The 15,749-nt window shown below is 55.6% G+C and carries 11 protein-coding genes; 8 read left to right on the top strand and 3 right to left on the bottom strand.

The window, feature by feature from the left end; genetic code table 11:
- Nucleotides 1–88 precede the first annotated feature (88 nt).
- The 8 genes from H8F21_RS14720 to H8F21_RS14685 all read left to right on the top strand — a co-directional run bounded on the left by H8F21_RS14720 (nt 89) and on the right by H8F21_RS14685 (nt 13,231).
- The gene (locus H8F21_RS14720) at nt 89–823 is read left to right on the top strand and encodes a DUF4113 domain-containing protein (protein ID WP_236043040.1); all 735 of its coding nucleotides are present in this window, start codon (nt 89–91) and stop codon (nt 821–823) included.
- Nucleotides 824–929: 106 nt separating this feature from the next.
- Nucleotides 930–1,949, top strand: coding sequence for a hypothetical protein (locus H8F21_RS14715; protein ID WP_203584747.1), 1,020 nt, complete (start codon nt 930–932; stop codon nt 1,947–1,949).
- A 993-nt stretch (nt 1,950–2,942) separates the two neighbouring features.
- Complete coding sequence (locus H8F21_RS14710) at nt 2,943–3,293, top strand: hypothetical protein (protein WP_203584746.1); 351 nt, start codon at nt 2,943–2,945, stop codon at nt 3,291–3,293.
- Between the two features lie 580 nt (nt 3,294–3,873).
- On the top strand, nt 3,874–8,052 hold the full coding sequence (locus H8F21_RS14705; RefSeq protein WP_203584745.1) for an autotransporter domain-containing protein: 4,179 nt from the start codon (nt 3,874–3,876) through the stop codon (nt 8,050–8,052).
- Nucleotides 8,053–8,411: 359 nt separating this feature from the next.
- On the top strand, nt 8,412–9,287 hold the full coding sequence (locus H8F21_RS14700) for a GIY-YIG nuclease family protein (RefSeq protein WP_236043029.1): 876 nt from the start codon (nt 8,412–8,414) through the stop codon (nt 9,285–9,287).
- Nucleotides 9,288–9,859: 572 nt separating this feature from the next.
- On the top strand, nt 9,860–10,522 hold the full coding sequence (locus H8F21_RS14695; protein WP_203584744.1) for a vWA domain-containing protein: 663 nt from the start codon (nt 9,860–9,862) through the stop codon (nt 10,520–10,522).
- Nucleotides 10,522–11,280: a PP2C family serine/threonine-protein phosphatase gene (locus H8F21_RS14690; protein WP_203584743.1), complete on the top strand. Its 759-nt coding sequence runs from the start codon at nt 10,522–10,524 to the stop codon at nt 11,278–11,280. The genes H8F21_RS14695 and H8F21_RS14690 overlap by 1 nt, the downstream gene beginning before the upstream one ends.
- A 79-nt stretch (nt 11,281–11,359) precedes the next feature.
- Nucleotides 11,360–13,231, top strand: a complete 1,872-nt coding sequence (locus H8F21_RS14685; protein ID WP_203584742.1) for a hypothetical protein — start codon at nt 11,360–11,362, stop codon at nt 13,229–13,231.
- Between the two features lie 77 nt (nt 13,232–13,308).
- Here H8F21_RS14685 and rnhB read toward each other — a convergent pair whose 3' ends face one another.
- The 3 genes from rnhB to H8F21_RS14670 all read right to left on the bottom strand — a co-directional run bounded on the left by rnhB (nt 13,309) and on the right by H8F21_RS14670 (nt 15,350).
- The gene (rnhB, locus tag H8F21_RS14680; protein WP_203584741.1) at nt 13,309–13,923 is read right to left on the bottom strand and encodes a ribonuclease HII; all 615 of its coding nucleotides are present in this window, start codon (nt 13,921–13,923) and stop codon (nt 13,309–13,311) included.
- 27 nt (nt 13,924–13,950) lie between these two features.
- Nucleotides 13,951–14,628: an SMI1/KNR4 family protein gene (locus H8F21_RS14675; protein WP_203584740.1), complete on the bottom strand. Its 678-nt coding sequence runs from the start codon at nt 14,626–14,628 to the stop codon at nt 13,951–13,953.
- 542 nt (nt 14,629–15,170) lie between these two features.
- Entirely contained in the window at nt 15,171–15,350 is a 180-nt protein-coding gene (locus tag H8F21_RS14670) for a hypothetical protein (RefSeq protein WP_203584739.1), read from the bottom strand.
- Nucleotides 15,351–15,749 lie beyond the last annotated feature (399 nt).

Raw genomic sequence — 15,749 nt, 5'->3', positions numbered from 1 at the left:
GCAGCATGCAAGTAAGTTATACCGAAAGCAAACTGGGGGTGTTGTAGATCTTCGCGCGGACCATGCGGTTAGGTGGCTGCTTGAGCGTATGCCTTGCAATGAGATATGGGGTGTTGGTCGAAGACTCACCGAGCACCTGAAGTCCGAGGGTGTCACGACTGCCTGGCACCTCGCCAGTCTCGACCCCAAGACCGTGCGCCAGCGATATGGAGTAGTGCTCGAGCGCACAGTGCGCGAGCTCCGAGGGGAGGCCTGTATAGAGCTACAGGAAGCCGAACCCGATCGGCAGGCGATATGCACCAGCCGTATGTTCGGTTCTCGGATAACCACCAAGCCCGCCATGCAGGAAGCCATTGCATCCTACATGCACAGGGCCACGCAGAAGTTGCGAAACCAGAAGTCGCTGACCTCCGTATTTCGACTGGGAATCCGCACGTCCCCTTTCGGGGATGAGCCCAGGTATTCGAACGCGACTACCGTTACCCCACCCTACCCCACAGACGACGTCCTGCTGCTAACCGGCCTTGCCAGCCAAGCCCTGGACAACATTTGGCGTGATGGCTTTCGGTACAGCAAAGCTGAAATCCTGCTCATGGACCTACGAAAGCGAGGCGAGTACACGGCGGACTTGTTTACCCCCACACAGTCGACCAGGTCAGACGAACTGATGCGCACGATCGACAAGATCAATGGGCGCTTTGGGCGAAATGCCCTTCGCTCCGGAAGGATGCCCATGGCTGCGGCCTGGGAGATGCGCCGGGAACTGATGAGCAACGCCTACACCACCTCCATCCACCAGCTGATGCGTATCTCTGCAAGCTGAGATTACCCGACCACAGCCTTCAATTTCCGCCCCTGTAAACCACCTCTTTGACTTGTTAACCTGGTCTGCTTAAAGTCCAACTACCTGGTTAACATGGCAGACGGAAATGTCGGACCTCCAAACCGAATTGAAGGATTACGTTGAGGCAACACTCGGCGCTAAAGCGCAGCTTAAGCCCGTGGCACTGAAAGTTCCTTTTCACATTCAGGATGCTTACAGGCCTATCGAGTTGGGGCTACAACTGGGGCCTGCAGGGCTGACCATGCTTTTGCTGCTTTCAACTGGAGACAAGTACCCCGGGATCGTTTCGTTGAACAAACACATTGCCCAGGTGCGCAAAGCTACCGATGCTGTGATCGTGTACGTCTGCAAATCGCTCTCAGCGCATGAGCGACGGAGCCTGATCACTCATCACATCAACTTCGTCCAGCCTGGCTACCAGATGTTTGTGCCAGAGATTGCCATCGAGTTGCGTGAAAAAGTTCGTCGGCGACGGCTAGATGATGAGGTTTCAGCTCTACTCCCGGCCGCGCAGGCGATGCTACTCAGCTGCCTCTACAATGGCTGGACCAGCGACACAGTTTTTCAGGCCAAAGCCATTATGGGCGGCCTCCAGTACAGCCGAGTGACACTCTCAAAGGTTGTAGATCAGTTGCTCGCCCTCAAGCTTCTGCAGCCTGCCAAAAGCCAGAAGTCCATCAACTTCTATGCCTTCGGTGCCCCGGCTGCGGGAGCGTTCAGGACTGTCAGCCCCTATATGCGCTCGCCTGTTAGACGGAAAGTGGCTATCGACTCGATACCTATCCTTGGCGATGGCGTGTTCCTAGCCGGTGAGACTGCGCTCGCCAAATACACGATGCTTGCTGAGCCTGACCAACCGATCTACGGGATGACCAAGAAGCGGTTTGATGAGTTGGTGGAACTTGGCGCGTTCAAAGTCACCGAGTCAGTTGACCACATCCAGGCCTGGGTAGAAATTTGGTCGTACTGCACATTGAAGGAGCACGCCAACATTGCAGATGAGGCATCGTTGCTGCTGGGTTTTGAAGGTCACCCGGACGACCGCATCCAGATTGCACTGGACCAACTCAAAGGTCAGGTTGAATGGCTCTCGACGACGGACTAGGCCTTTCAGAGCACAATTCAGTGATGGCGGTAGCCAGCGTGTTGATGAAGCCGTATCTAGCTCTCAATGGATGATGCTGGCGCAATAGCTACACTTCACTCAACAACCCCATAGTGTCCTTCGCATCAGGGTTATCTGTGACATTACGATCTGTTTGATGTATCGCCTCAGCCTGTGATGACAAGGCGAATGAGGAGGGTCGATGTAGGAGCGCTCTTGGATACCATCATCTAGGAGATACCTAGAATGGCCTCACGCCTGGCAAAGAGATCGTTGCTTCTCATAGTGGGATGCATCGTATCGTTAGTACCTGTACTTTACGTCAACAATGGTCTTGACCTATTTGCGTTTGGGCCGACGAAGAGCATGGGAGCCCCTCGAATCCAGGTTCACGTTGACGACTCCTGTGACTCGATCATCGACGTTGTGGCTTCAGTGGTTGTTACCCCTGAACAGCCCATGTTCACCATCCAGTCATTTCCATCTGACAATCCCACATGCCAGATCCCACCGCATGCACTGATCACCACCGAGAACCTAACTCTTCGGTTGGACGATGGCACAGTCGTCCCCAGAGGTTTTACGCTTAAGAAAGGCCCACGGACTGTCACCAGTGGGACGCTACAGAGATCCGCCGGGGAATCGTCATCTTTCACCGTCCAGCTTGCAGGAGACAGTTCAAAGCCCCATGGTAATTTCCGGTTCTCCGACGGCGCGCTAAACATAGGTTTTGGTGAAACCGCGGCGCAGGTTCAACTCGCCACCCGGAATCTGCAATGTACCGATACCGATACGGATCCTCGCCCCGGGGCCACCGGCGTCAAGTGCCTGATCCCCTTACGAGGAGCACTGCTATACGCTCCCTCCGCATATGACCTTTCCTCAGCGATGCCACCGGTCTACCAACTGTCGTCGGGGCCGAACTATGCGCGTACCAATGGCGGTGACCGCGACTCTTACCCCACAACACGTCTAGTGTGGTCTGGGCACAGCATGGCACCATCCAGCGCAATTCAAGGCGCCTTGACGGGATTTGAATTCCATCTCTTGGATCGAAACAACATGGCTCTGCGGCTGTTCGTTACGGTGGCCTTCTCAGCAGTATTCGGCGCACTCCTCCAAATGATCATGGACCTGCCGCTCATAAGGTCCGGTTCAAATGGCTGGCCAGGGCCAGGCACAAAGGATCCGTCAGGCCAACCTCCCGTTGCCGAGAAGCCAGCCGTTGACCTCAATACACCTCCAGCGGTCGGGGAAGATGGCCAGGGCCTACCGTCTGGCAAACCTGCTGCCGACACCAGCTCGCTGGAAAACACGTCGAAATCGGACATCAAAAATCAGTAAGCTTCGTCACTGCCTAGGTGAAGGAAACGCTTGGGCTGGTGGGCGGTTCCGCGCCCCAACCTAACCCGGGATTCCACATGCTTCGGACCGCGCAGATGCTAACTGCACAAGAGGTGAAAAGTGCCTAACTCTTCCTTCCTCCCCCAGACGATGCTGCTGAGCCTGAGTACAGCGCTGAATTTGCAAACCTGATCATCGCAGCTGAGTCAGAGGATGGACTGAGCTTGATCCCGATAATCTGATGGCTCTACTTGATGAAATGCTCAGGGAGGCAACATGCAGTCCTGGGTAGAGGAGTGAGCGGACTGCCGTGCCGCGGGAATTTTATGCGAAGGCACGACTGTTCTGCTCTGTGCCGCTCTCTGGTCCATGGTGTCCTGGCCCGCCCTCCCGAGCTGCCGAGGACCCAACAAGGCAAGCAAGATAATACGACCTTGAATTTCGTGATGGCGCTTTGGCTCTGTCATGCAATCAACATAGTGTAGATTCGCGCCCAAACCTCGGGAGTCAGAGGCTCACTGAGGAAATTGGAGTGTGGTGCTTCCAGGTGAAGCGCCACTGAACGTGGAAGGCGCACATCATGAGAGTCCCATTCAACAGGTCGCTTCTTGCGGCGGCGGTTGGCGCGCTTAGCGCGAATCTGGCCATCGCTGCAGACCGTACGTACGACATGTCCGACGGCGGACAACATTCGAGCTTTGAAAGCTACGACAACATCTACATCACGGGTGAGTACGGCAACTCATATGTGCCTGGGCCAAACGGTACCAGGTTCTTTGACTTCGACCATCTCACGCTCGCTGGCGCGTTTGTAAACAACGGCTGGGCGATCGAAGTAGGCAAGAACGATAGTTCTGCCCTCAGAATCAGTGATTCCAGGCTGGCCGGCGGCTACCAGAATCTCTCCGACGGTGCCTGGAGTGTAAGGGGTGCCGGCAGCTACGGAGCTCATTTCAACAACGTTGTCTTTGGTACTGCGGGAGCTAGCGGCGTCCCTGCATTTCTCGACAATGGCCGTACCTACAACAACTCCCAATCGGACAATAACGGCAAGCCAACAGGCGCACTTGGCATCTTTGGCTCAACGTTCAATGGGAACGTCGTCCTGAATGGTTTCTATGGCGCGGCAGGCGATCACGTTCGAGCAGTAGAAATCGGAGACTCGCTGGATAACCCTTCAATCCACTCAGAGATTTTCGGGAACCTGATAGTTGGTGACGATGCAGATCTGAGGGGGGGCTCATTTGTGCCTACTCTCTCGCTCACCAACGTCGTGATGAGATATGACTCCATTCAGGATTCATCAGCTGATTACGGTTATCTGAATCTTGGCGGCACGTATCGGGGTGCTGTGGGGTCGGCGCTGGCGCTAATAAAAGGGAGCCAGTTCAAGGGCCTGAACTTCACCGGGTCAATGCTCGGTGTTGGGCCGGATTCGATTGGAATTCTTCTCGACGGCAACACGCTTCTTGGAGACCACAGGTCGTCTATCAGCGGCATCATTTCAGCTGGCCAGGCTGCAATCAAGATTTCAAACGACACTACCAATGATTGGGTGTTTGACCTCAGCGGGCACCTCGTAAGCCAGGGGGACGCCTTTTTAGGATCGCTAGCGGCCGGCAATACCTACACCGGTACCCAAACCATCAATTGGAATGGTGGCTCGATCACTGGCAACGTGCGTGATGTCACAAAGGTTGATGTGTTCGGGGACGTGGTCCTAACGGCTGGCTATGAGATCGGATCCCCTTTAACCCTGTACTCAGGGTCGAACCTAACGATCGAATACGACCCGGGCCAAGGCGGGCAGACTGCCACGGTCACCGGCGGGTTTCACATGCTCACGGGGTCAACCTTGAGCATGAGGATTGGTGAAGAAACACTTGGCGGGGCACCAATTCTGAGTGTTCGTGGTGGTGTCGAGTTTGATACTGGAACGACTCTTCGACTCATTCCCTCAGCGGCGAACTTCCAGCCATACCGAAACACAATCTACACGCTGATTTCGTCCGATTATGCGACTGGGCTGCACAATCTCCAGCTGGTATCAGCATCGGCACTCTTCGACGTGATCGCGTCTTACTCGGCAGACGGGAACACACTGTATGGAACCGCACCAGGAAAGTTCGGTGATGGGAACCTTCGGCATGATCTGGGTAAAGGGTCATGGTCGTTTGACGGCCGGCAATTCCGAAATGGCCGCGACGCCATTCAATCACTTCTGACCTTCGGGGAACAGAAAAATGGCGCGCCGGGCAGCGCCGTTTTCATTAATCGGGCTGAGATTGCTGGGGCTGTCTCCAACGAAGGCATTTTCTCTTCAGCCGTAGAGGGTACTTTCGCGGAACTTTCCAGCTCGACTATCGGCTCCGTTCACAACAGCGGACAGATCACATTGAACGCTGAAAGCACCGGGTACAGCCTGTATGAGTCCTGGATCGAGGGCGACTTTACTAACACAGGCTCAATCTCAGCGGGGACGGGTCTTTGGGCGTCACGAAGCGGTTTCCTCGGCGACATCCGAAATTCGGGAACAATCAATGCTATCGGTGCTGAATCGTCAGGAATCAGGCTTGACGATGATACTTCCTGGCGAGCGATCAGAAACGACGGATCGATCACTGCAGTCGGGACCGGCTCGGCGGGCATTCTTGTTGACGGTGCAGGTGTCGGCCTCCCATATGACTTTGACGAGAATGGGGACCCGATTCATCCTACCGGTTACGACCAGGCCAATACCGGGATCTTCAACACCGGGAGCATCCATGCCCAGGGGACTGGGATTGAAATCCGCTCGCTGGATGGTTACAGCATGCCACTGGTCATTCACCAGGCCGCCGGTGAAATCAGCGGCGGCACAGCAGCGATCAACGCAAACGGTTTGGCCAGCCTGAAATGGACTGGTGGTGAGATCTCAGGCGATATCTTGGGCCTGCAGGGAGTGGCCGTAGATGGAGATGCAGTGTTCTCTGGGACGAACATTGAATCCCCAACGCTGGATCTGGATAGTGGAAGCCTCACTGTTACCGGCGCAACTTTGCAAGGCGACCTCAACGCTGCATCGGGCAGTCTGCTGAAGATGTACCTGTCTGACATGACGGATCCGCTTACTCCCATCCTTGATGTCACAGGAAAAGCCACATTCGCTACCAACACGGGAATCCAGCTCCTCGCAACACCAGGAGCATTCAGCCCAACTACTTCCAATAGATATACGCTGCTCCGCGCGGGCCAACTCATTGGCGGTGAAAATGTTGCGGTGACCAGTGCATCAGCACTGCTCGAGGTATCCAGGTACGGTGCGATTGGAAATCAGATCCAGGCTGACGTGAACGGGGTGAAACCGGCTGACCCCGGGGACGGCGGCACCACCCCACCGACCGAGCCAGGCGACGGCAGCACTACCCCACCGACTGAGCCAGGCGACGGCGGCACTACCCCACCGACTGAGCCAGGCGACGGCGGCACTACCCCACCGACTGAGCCAGGCGACGGCGGCACCACCCCGCCGACTGAACCGGGCGACGGCGGCACTACCCCACCGACTGAGCCAGGCGACGGCGGCACCACCCCGCCGACTGAATCGGGCGACGGCGGCACTACCCCACCGACCGAGCCAGGCGACGGCGAGATCTCTATCGGACTTAAGCCTGACGACAAGATCCGTGATGAACTCACGGCCGCCGGTGGGTCACCCAACGACGCGAATGCACTCATCCCTTTGGCGAAAGATGTGCTTTCCAAGCTTGAAGAAGACGACCCCGTATTCGAGGCCCTCGCGAATGCCGGCACAGCGGAAGAGCTCGTGACCATCTCGAAGCAACTCACCCCCGAGGTTGCCGGTGCTACGCGGACCGCAGCGATCGACCAGCAGTTGCTCGTGAATGACGCGCTCAACGGACGTTCGGTAGCTCTACGCGCTGGCTTATCCTCCGGTGAGGAGATAGCCACAACAGGTGTTTGGTTCCAGGCGCTGCATACAGAGTCGACTCAGGACAGTAGAGGCTCACTGGAAGGCTACAGTGCGCGTAGCAATGGGTTTGTGCTGGGTGCCGATGGCAAGATCCGTGAGGACCTAACCATTGGCGTCGCCTTCAGCACGTTGAGCACCGATGTTGGTGTTGATGGTGGGAACTCCATTGATATCTCTGGGCAGGCACTCACCATCTACGGCACCGGCGAGTTCGGCAACTGGTTCGTTGATGGCTCGGTAATGGCTGGCGTGAACAAGAACGAGTCCAAGCGTTACATTGTCGGGACCTTGGCAAAGGCCGACTACGACAGCCAGCTATTCGGGATCAGCACACTCGCAGGCTACAAATGGAAGCCCTCGGATCTGCTGGTGATTGAGCCGCGGGCTGGCCTTCGTTACTCGAGCCTGCATATCGACAAGATCGACGAGAAGGGTTCATCCGCCAGCCTGGCGGTGGGCGATCAACGATATGAGCGTGCTGAGCTCGGTGCCGGCGTGAGAATTGCCACAACCCTAAAGGTTGGCAAAGGAACGTTCGAACCCGAGTTGAAAGTGATGGGCTGGCACGATTTCATCGGGGACGTCACACAGACCACTTCAACCTATGTTGCTGGCGATGTCCCGTTCACGACTACAGGCGCATCGGTGAAACGAAACACCCTATCGACCGGGCTGGGCGTGAACTACAAGCGCGGTCAGTGGGAGATCGGTCTCAACTATGAGCGTAACGCCAGGACGGACTATGAGTCTGATACGGTCGGAGCCAAACTGAGGTACAACTTCTGACATCAGAGAAAGAAGCCCGCGCATAGCGGGCTTTTATTTGCCTGTCATTTCAAGTAGTCACTCTCCAAAAGACGCTTCCCGAGCTGCTTCGCGCAAGCCCGGATGCGCTCAGGGCTCTCTTCTGGGTAACACTCCTCACCGCCCTCAGCAACATTTCAAGGGATACAAAGCGGCCGCTTCGCGCGAGCCGGAACAGGTCGGCCACAATTTCGATGTCAGAAATGGCTGTCTCCTGCTCTGTAACCTGGTGCGGGGATACCCAGGTGTTTCCTGTATGGTTAATCATTCAAGATGCCAAAATCTTCGGTGCTGAATTGCACTCTACATGAAAATACGGCCTGGACGGTTTAAGCGCAGCCATGGAATCCTTCGTGCTCGCAGTCCACCATTACCAGCAGAGCCATCCCTTCATGCTTATGCCCCTACTGACCAGCCTTCTGCCGTCACTCACCGTTCAAAATACAAAAGTCCATCTCGCACAGCACAATGGGATTGAGCATCCAATGGACGTGTACCTTGCTGGCGATTTCGACGATTGGCAGTCGTGGCAATCTCGAAGGAATTTCGAATGCGAGTACGTGATAGGTCTGGTCGAACTACCCGGAACCAAAAAATGGTTACTGGCCGGCGTTTACGATTCACTCAAAGTCAGGGAATCCAATGGTAGTAAAGAGAATCGCGACTTCGTCTACGACTACCGGCGTGTACCTGAATTTGCCGAGCTTGAAGGCCGTTTGATCCTCGACTACACGAAGCCGCGAGGAAACTATCTCTGGCTGGGAACGTGCCTGAAAAGCATGGTTGTCTCCTCGATGCTAGAAAAGCCTATGACGGTCGGTAGATTCCCAGGTTTCAAGGAAGTAGACATCTCTCATCGCGAATTGAGCATTATTGTCAGTCAAGGCTTGGAGTCATGGCAGACAGCGCTTTCCAGCGTAGCAGCTGTGTACCTAATATCTGACCGTGCTGCCGGCGAGCATCAGCTATACGTCGGCTCTGCGACCGGGACAGGCGGCTTATGGGGCCGCTGGGTTAACTACTCCAACAACGGGCACGGTGGTAATACCCGCATACGAGATCTGCACACCAGGCGTGGCAAAGATTTCGCAGAAGGTTTCAGGTTCAGCATCCTAGAAATTGCAGACAAGCACACTGGGAAGGACGAAATGCTACAAAAGGAGGCCCATTGGAAGCGCCGCCTTCTGACCCGCGACAGCGGACTAAACGGAAATTGAAATTATTGGAGATCTGCTCTGAAAGCAGGCGACCCCTAAACTGAGATGTCGGCCAAAAGCTAACGGTCATAGGCGGGCAAGTCCGCACTTACCCAGCTTTGGTATGGCATCCGTCACGATATTGGCTGAGAGCAGCCTTGAGCTCCCGGCGTATGTGTTGCCGCAAATGATCAGGGGCAACAACCTCGATGCCGGCCGTATTGCTGTGCAGGAACAAACGTAACCCTTGAGTGAAGACCTAGCCCCTTCTTGGTTGGATCTTCATCCGCTTGCCCCGGTTGATCCTCATGAATTCCTAAGATCGGATAGGACCGTGCTTGCTGCATACCCGCAATGATTGACGCAGTGTTCGTAGCAGTCTGGCCAGCGACGGCAGCTCCTTCTGCGACCACCCACAGCGCCAGACACCGCATGGTGCTATTCATGGTGAAAAACGACGCCCTGTTTTGGCGTGTCAAACATCCTGCCCCCAAGTACCCTTGTCACGTAAATAGAGGACAAGCCAACAGAGCAAGTATGGCGTCTGTTGGTTCCACCCTGCACTGCCGCTGTTACTTGCCAGGACGTATTACATGACACATCAAATTGACTTCGCGGACGTCGATTCCTTCGCTGATAATCCTGAACCACGGGTTCCCCTTTTGCTTCTCCTGGATGTTTCGCAGAGTATGACCGGTGCTCCCCTTGAAGCTCTCAATGACGGGCTCGTTCAGTTCAAGGATGAGTTAGCCGCAGACTCCCTTGCAATGCAGCGTGTCGAAGTGGGCATCGTTACCTTCGGCCCGGTCGAGGTTCACACTCCCTTCATCACGGCTGGTTCGTTCATGCCTCCGGTACTGCACGCACGAGGCGACACCCCGATGGGCGAGGCAATTTGCACCGGCCTGGATATGCTTGAGGCTCGCAAAGAGGCCTACAGAATCAACGGGGTACCTAGAATGCGCCCATGGGTCTTCCTCATTTCTGACGGCGGGCCAACTGACGCATGGAAACAAGCCGCTGCGCTTGTACATGAAGGTGAGCACTCCAAAAAATTCGCATTCTTCGCGGTTGGTATTGAAGGGGCCAACATGGAAGTCATGGCTCAGATCAGCGTACGCAGCCCTCTTAAGCTCCAGGGACTGAAGTTCCGAGAGCTGTTCCAGTGGCTCTCTGCGTCAATGAAGTCCGTCTCGAATTCAACTCCTGGTACCGAGGTTGCACTCATCGCTCCTACTGGCTGGGCCAGTGTGTGATGTCGTGGGAATGCGCCAGCGCTGCGGCAATCGGGACAGCGCACGTAGAGCGTGACGGAGTTTGCCAAGATCGCTGCTCCTCTCGAGTCTTTGACCAATCTGGCACTAAATGGGTAGCGGTCTTTGTCGCCGACGGCGCCGGCAGCGCTCAACACAGTGAATTGGGCGCGGAGCTGGCTATCAACACCGCGAATGAATCGATTGCACAGCTCATGCATCTCGCCGAGTTCTCACTCGATGAAAGCCTGGCGGTACAGATCATTAGCGACATTCGCCAAGCGATCGCCTTCGCAGCAGAAGGGAGTGGGCTGCCTACCCGCTCCTTCGCTTGTACCTTTCTGGGAGCCATTTGCTCAGCGGCTGGCACCATTGTTTTCCAGATTGGTGACGGCGGGATTGTCCTGGACGCCGGGCACGGCCTTGAGCTTGCCCTTGAGCCCAAGAATGGTGAATACGCCAACATGACCCATTTTTGCACAGACGCTGACGCCCTCAAGAATCTCCAGTGCCGCATTTACCCGGCGGGTGTGAAAGCAGTAGCAGCGTTCTCAGATGGCTTGCAACGGCTCGCACTTGATATGGCCAGAGGTGAACCACACGTCCCCTTCTTCGAACCAATCTTCCGCAAGGTTGCAGGCCTTAACGAAGTAACTCGGCCACAGATCAGCGGCGCCCTTGAAAGCTTCCTGGGGAGCACCAGGGTCAATGAGCGCACTGATGACGACAAGTCCCTAGCCATTGCCGTCCTGAGGGCCTGAGATGTCGCGTAGGCTTTATACGGCCGACGGGCGGCCTGTCGACCTAGTGGAGGAACTGGGTAAGGGTGGTGAAGGCTCGGTGTTCACGCTGAAAGGAAGCCGGGACAGCGTAGCCAAGATCTACCACGCTCCAATTGATCGCGAGAAGCAGATCAAGCTCACACACATGACCGGTGCCCACGATGCACAGTTGCTGAAGTATGCGGCCTGGCCGCTAGCTACTCTTCACGAGCGCGCCGGTGGTACGGTTATTGGCTTCACAATGGAGAAGGTCGGCGGCATGAAGCCGATTCAATCTCTGTACAGTCCGGCGCAGCGCAAACAAGAGTTCCCACAACGTGGTTGGGATTTCCTCTTGGTCGCCGCCCGGAACACTGCCGCGGCCTTCACTGTGCTTCATGAGAGAGGCTTCGTTGTCGGCGATGTGAACCATGGAAACCTTTACCTTGGCCAGAAGGCCACAGTGAAGCTCATTGACACTGACAGCTACCAGTTGCATGACGGGAACTCGCTTCACCTGTGTGAGGTAGGAGTAAGCACCTACACTCCGCCTGAGTTGCAAGGTGCGAGCTTCCGAGGGGTAACGCGCACGCCCAATCATGACAACTTCGGCCTGAGTCTATTGATCTGGCACCTCCTAATGGGAGGGCGACACCCTTTCGCCGGCGTACCGCAACAGGAAGGGGTTGGCGAGACGATCGAGGAAAACATCACTGCCTGCAGATTTGCCTATAGCAATTCGGATCGACAACGCCTGCTACTGCCTCCCCCGAACTCACTGCCGATAACGACCCTCCCCCCCTCTGTCGTCGCCATGTTCGAACAAGCGTTCACCAAATCTGGCGTTAGTGCTGGCCGACCAACCGCCCAGCAATGGCTCGAAGAGCTGGACGAGATGCGTACAGCACTTCGACCTTGTGTGCAGTCGAAAATGCATACCTACCCTGCTCATCTCAATGCGTGCCCTTGGTGTGAATTGGAACGCAAGGGTGTGGTCTATTTTGTAAACGCACCAGTTTACTCCCCGGGAGCTGATGCTGGCGGTGCGCAAGTCAGGGTAGAAGACATCTGGGCAGCTATCTGCAAAGTGCCGGCCATGTCCGAGCTCAGGATACCGCCAGCCAGCCAGCCCAACCCCGAGCCAGAACCGCTCCCGTTGGGTGTATACAGCACAACCGCGAAACGGTACCTGGGCCTGGGTATAACCGCAGTGACTCTTGCCATTTGGGCAGTGTTTGGCGGTATTTCGTTGCTGTACTTCACCTTGATTGGGTTAACTTGGATCGGCCTCGTACTGTTCGGTGCCAACGCAAAGCTGGAAGAACAGAAGCGACGGGAAGAAGCGCGGGAGCTTGCCCGACGCAATTATGAGGCTGCCGTTACGTTGCTTCGGCGTGAGGATGGTGGCGAGCAGACCGCAGCCAAACGAGAGCTGCTCCATCGCCTCAAGCTGGAGCTAGACGGTTTAGCAACCAGAGAACAAAAAGAGTTCGCGAAATTAAGAAGTAACGCTGAAAAGCGACAGCGAACAGCCTTCCTAGAGCGCTATTACATCGAGAAAGCTTTCCTACCCGCCCTTGGGCCCGCAAAGCGTGCTGCGCTCCAATCCTTCGGTATCGAGACTGCCGCAGAAGTTGATGCGGGCCGAATCCGGCAGGTGAAAGGCTTTGGCGAAAGCCTCACACGCGTACTGGTCGAATGGCGAGCTGGTCATGAGCGTAATTTCAGGTTCAATCCGGCCACGGCAATAACCCCTGCAGATAGCTCAGCTGTAAAGCGGGCTATTCAGACAAGAGCTACTGAGATTCAGGCACTTATGCAGCAGGGCCTGAAGGACCTGCAACAGGGTGCTGTATTGCGCGACAAAGCTTTGCGGCGGCACGGCCAGGCCGTACAGATTGCTGCAAACAAATTGGCGCAGGCGGAAGCTGACTGGAAGGCGCTACTCTGAAACAGGCGAGCGCACCAGATACAAAGGCCCAATACCTGGGCCTGCAATCAAACGGTCAACCGAGCACGCTGGATACCCTAGTTTGTACGACCCTCGACACTGTCCAGGATTCGCTTAACCGGCGCATAACTCCTCCTGTGAATTGGTGTAACACCAAGTCGACCAAGGGCCTCGAGATGAACGGCGGACGGGTAACCTTTGTGACCAGCAAACCCATACCCTGGGTACAGTGCCTCCGCCTCTACCATTTCGCGGTCGCGAATCACCTTTGCAAGGATACTTGCAGCTGAGATTTCCGAAATCAGGCCGTCACCTTTGATGATCGCTTCCGCTCGCATAGGGAGGACAGGACAACGGTTTCCATCGATTAGCGCCAGCGTCGGGACAATGGCCAGCCCTTCTACGGCACGCTGCATTGCTAGCAACGTTGCATTCAGGATATTGACTTCATCGATTTCTTGTACCGAAGCGCGACCGATCGACCATGCCAATACTTTCTCGCAGATCTCATCGAAAAGCAGCTCCCGCTTCTTGTCGCTCAGTTTTTTGGAATCGTTCAACCCGGCAATAGGACGGGCAGGATCCAGGATTACTGCAGCTGTAACCACATCACCGCAGAGCGGACCACGCCCCACCTCATCTACTCCTGCAACGATCTCGCCAGCAGCATACTCATATCCAATCTGAGACATCCGCGTTCCTCATTTAAAAGTTGAAACCTAGTCTTCCCACTCAAGTACGACTACAAACTCGATTGGGTCGTCGCTCATCAGCGATTGGTAGAGGGCCTCGGAAGCCTCTTGGGAGATCAGTGACCTCACACGCCGAACTTGAGCTTTCCGGCCTGCCTGATACGGCCGGGTCACAACATCTGCGTCAAGGAGACCATGCAACAGCTCACGGTGCTCTGGCAGTAACACGGCACCAACCAGCGCCACCTCGGACTTCATGCGCTCAATGCCCTCAGGAGGCTCGCAGGCCAGGTCCTCGAGGTTCTCACACTGCTTGATGTATTCGCGAGTGATCCAGTGAGAAACGGATGGGAATTCCAGGGTGGCGTCCTCCTGGTCGTGCATTACCTTGGCAATACCTTCATCGCCATCTTCGAAGACGACAAAACAATAGGCGTCGCCACCTCCAGACTGCCCAAACGGAAGCAGCGTGTACTCGGCCCCGCGCTGTTTGTTCCGCCCCAGCCAGTCTTCGAGCATGCGTTCAGAGTCGCCGGCATCTATGAACGCGAAGTCGTAGATGGTCGCAAGCGGTACTGCACTCGCTTCTCGGTTAGATTCTGCGCTGAGCGCAATCAGTCGCCCCAAGTCATTGGGTATTGAGATGCCGATCTCATGAGCAATGTCTTCGAAATCATCGAGCATACCGGTCCCCTTGCTGAACATTCATGATCCGCATAGGGTACTGAGATATGTGGGAACGCCAAGCCAAAATAGCCACATGAAATCCTAGCGGGCGGACAATTGCCCGGGAGGTTGGCTTAGGGTTCCTTGAGTGCAGGCGAGAATCGTGGCGATTTCGTTATGTCGGTTTTTGGGTGCCGGCCCACCTGCCCGTGCGTCGTTCAGAGGCACAATACTTCCGCATGCGAAAACTTTTTGGCGCTTATCCGTCCCTGAGTGAAGGGGATTTCGCCCCCCGGTTTCGAGGTGCGTAACAACTTCATCTCGGTAAAATGGGCATCTAACACACTTCCAAACCCTCAGGTCATGTGCGCCGGCTGAGCGCGGTAGGAGTTGAGGGCATCACCGTAGAAGGCTCCGTTATGAAGTTACCTCATTGGGCAGCGCTGTTCGCTGCACTTACTTGCTTTGCGTCCCCTGCAGGAGCTGGCGAGGTGCCCGGGAATCGCCCTCTCCAGGCAAAGCCAACCACCATTGATTACCAAGCCTGTGACGGCCTTTCTGAAGGTGAGCAGGCTGAGTACTCAATGGCTGGTGGTCGTATGTTCATTGGCACTTGCCAGGTAGTAGACGGTCGCCTGGCGGCGGTACCAGTCAATGACGCTGAGAAGGGTGAACCTTTGATAGAAAGCAAACCGCAACCGCGCGACTAGCCAAACAAAAATGCCGCCCGTAAGAGGGCGGCACGCATAGACGTTACGCATTCAGCATAACGCCTTACCTCGATCCCCCTAGCTCCAAGACACCATCTCTCCAAGGAACCACCTTGGCAGTGATTCGGCTATCGGACCTCAACCCTGGGGATTCCTCGTAAGGAAAGGCTTGGCTAGTACACGGCGCTTCTATCATGCGTGATTCGATAAGTGGAATGCTGGCTACGTGGCCTTGTTCGTCAGAAGATTTTTCGATGGCTGCAAGCCGCTGCTTGACCAGAAAGCATGTCTCAGTGTCAGTATTTGAGTGCATCAGGAAGCTTCTCGACATAGCTTTCTGAGCATCATCTGCACTGGCGGTAGTTGGGGCAGTCACTACGAGCACCGTTAATACTGCCGAAATAGCACCATTCATTTTCAACATCATTGCTTCCTTAGGTTTGTCGCCGG

The organism is Pseudomonas arcuscaelestis, from assembly GCF_016881005.1.
In the GTDB taxonomy this organism is placed as follows: domain Bacteria; phylum Pseudomonadota; class Gammaproteobacteria; order Pseudomonadales; family Pseudomonadaceae; genus Aquipseudomonas; species Aquipseudomonas arcuscaelestis.
The sequence above is the reverse complement of the archived record's forward strand: the minus strand, read 5'-3'. Positions and strand labels throughout refer to the sequence as shown.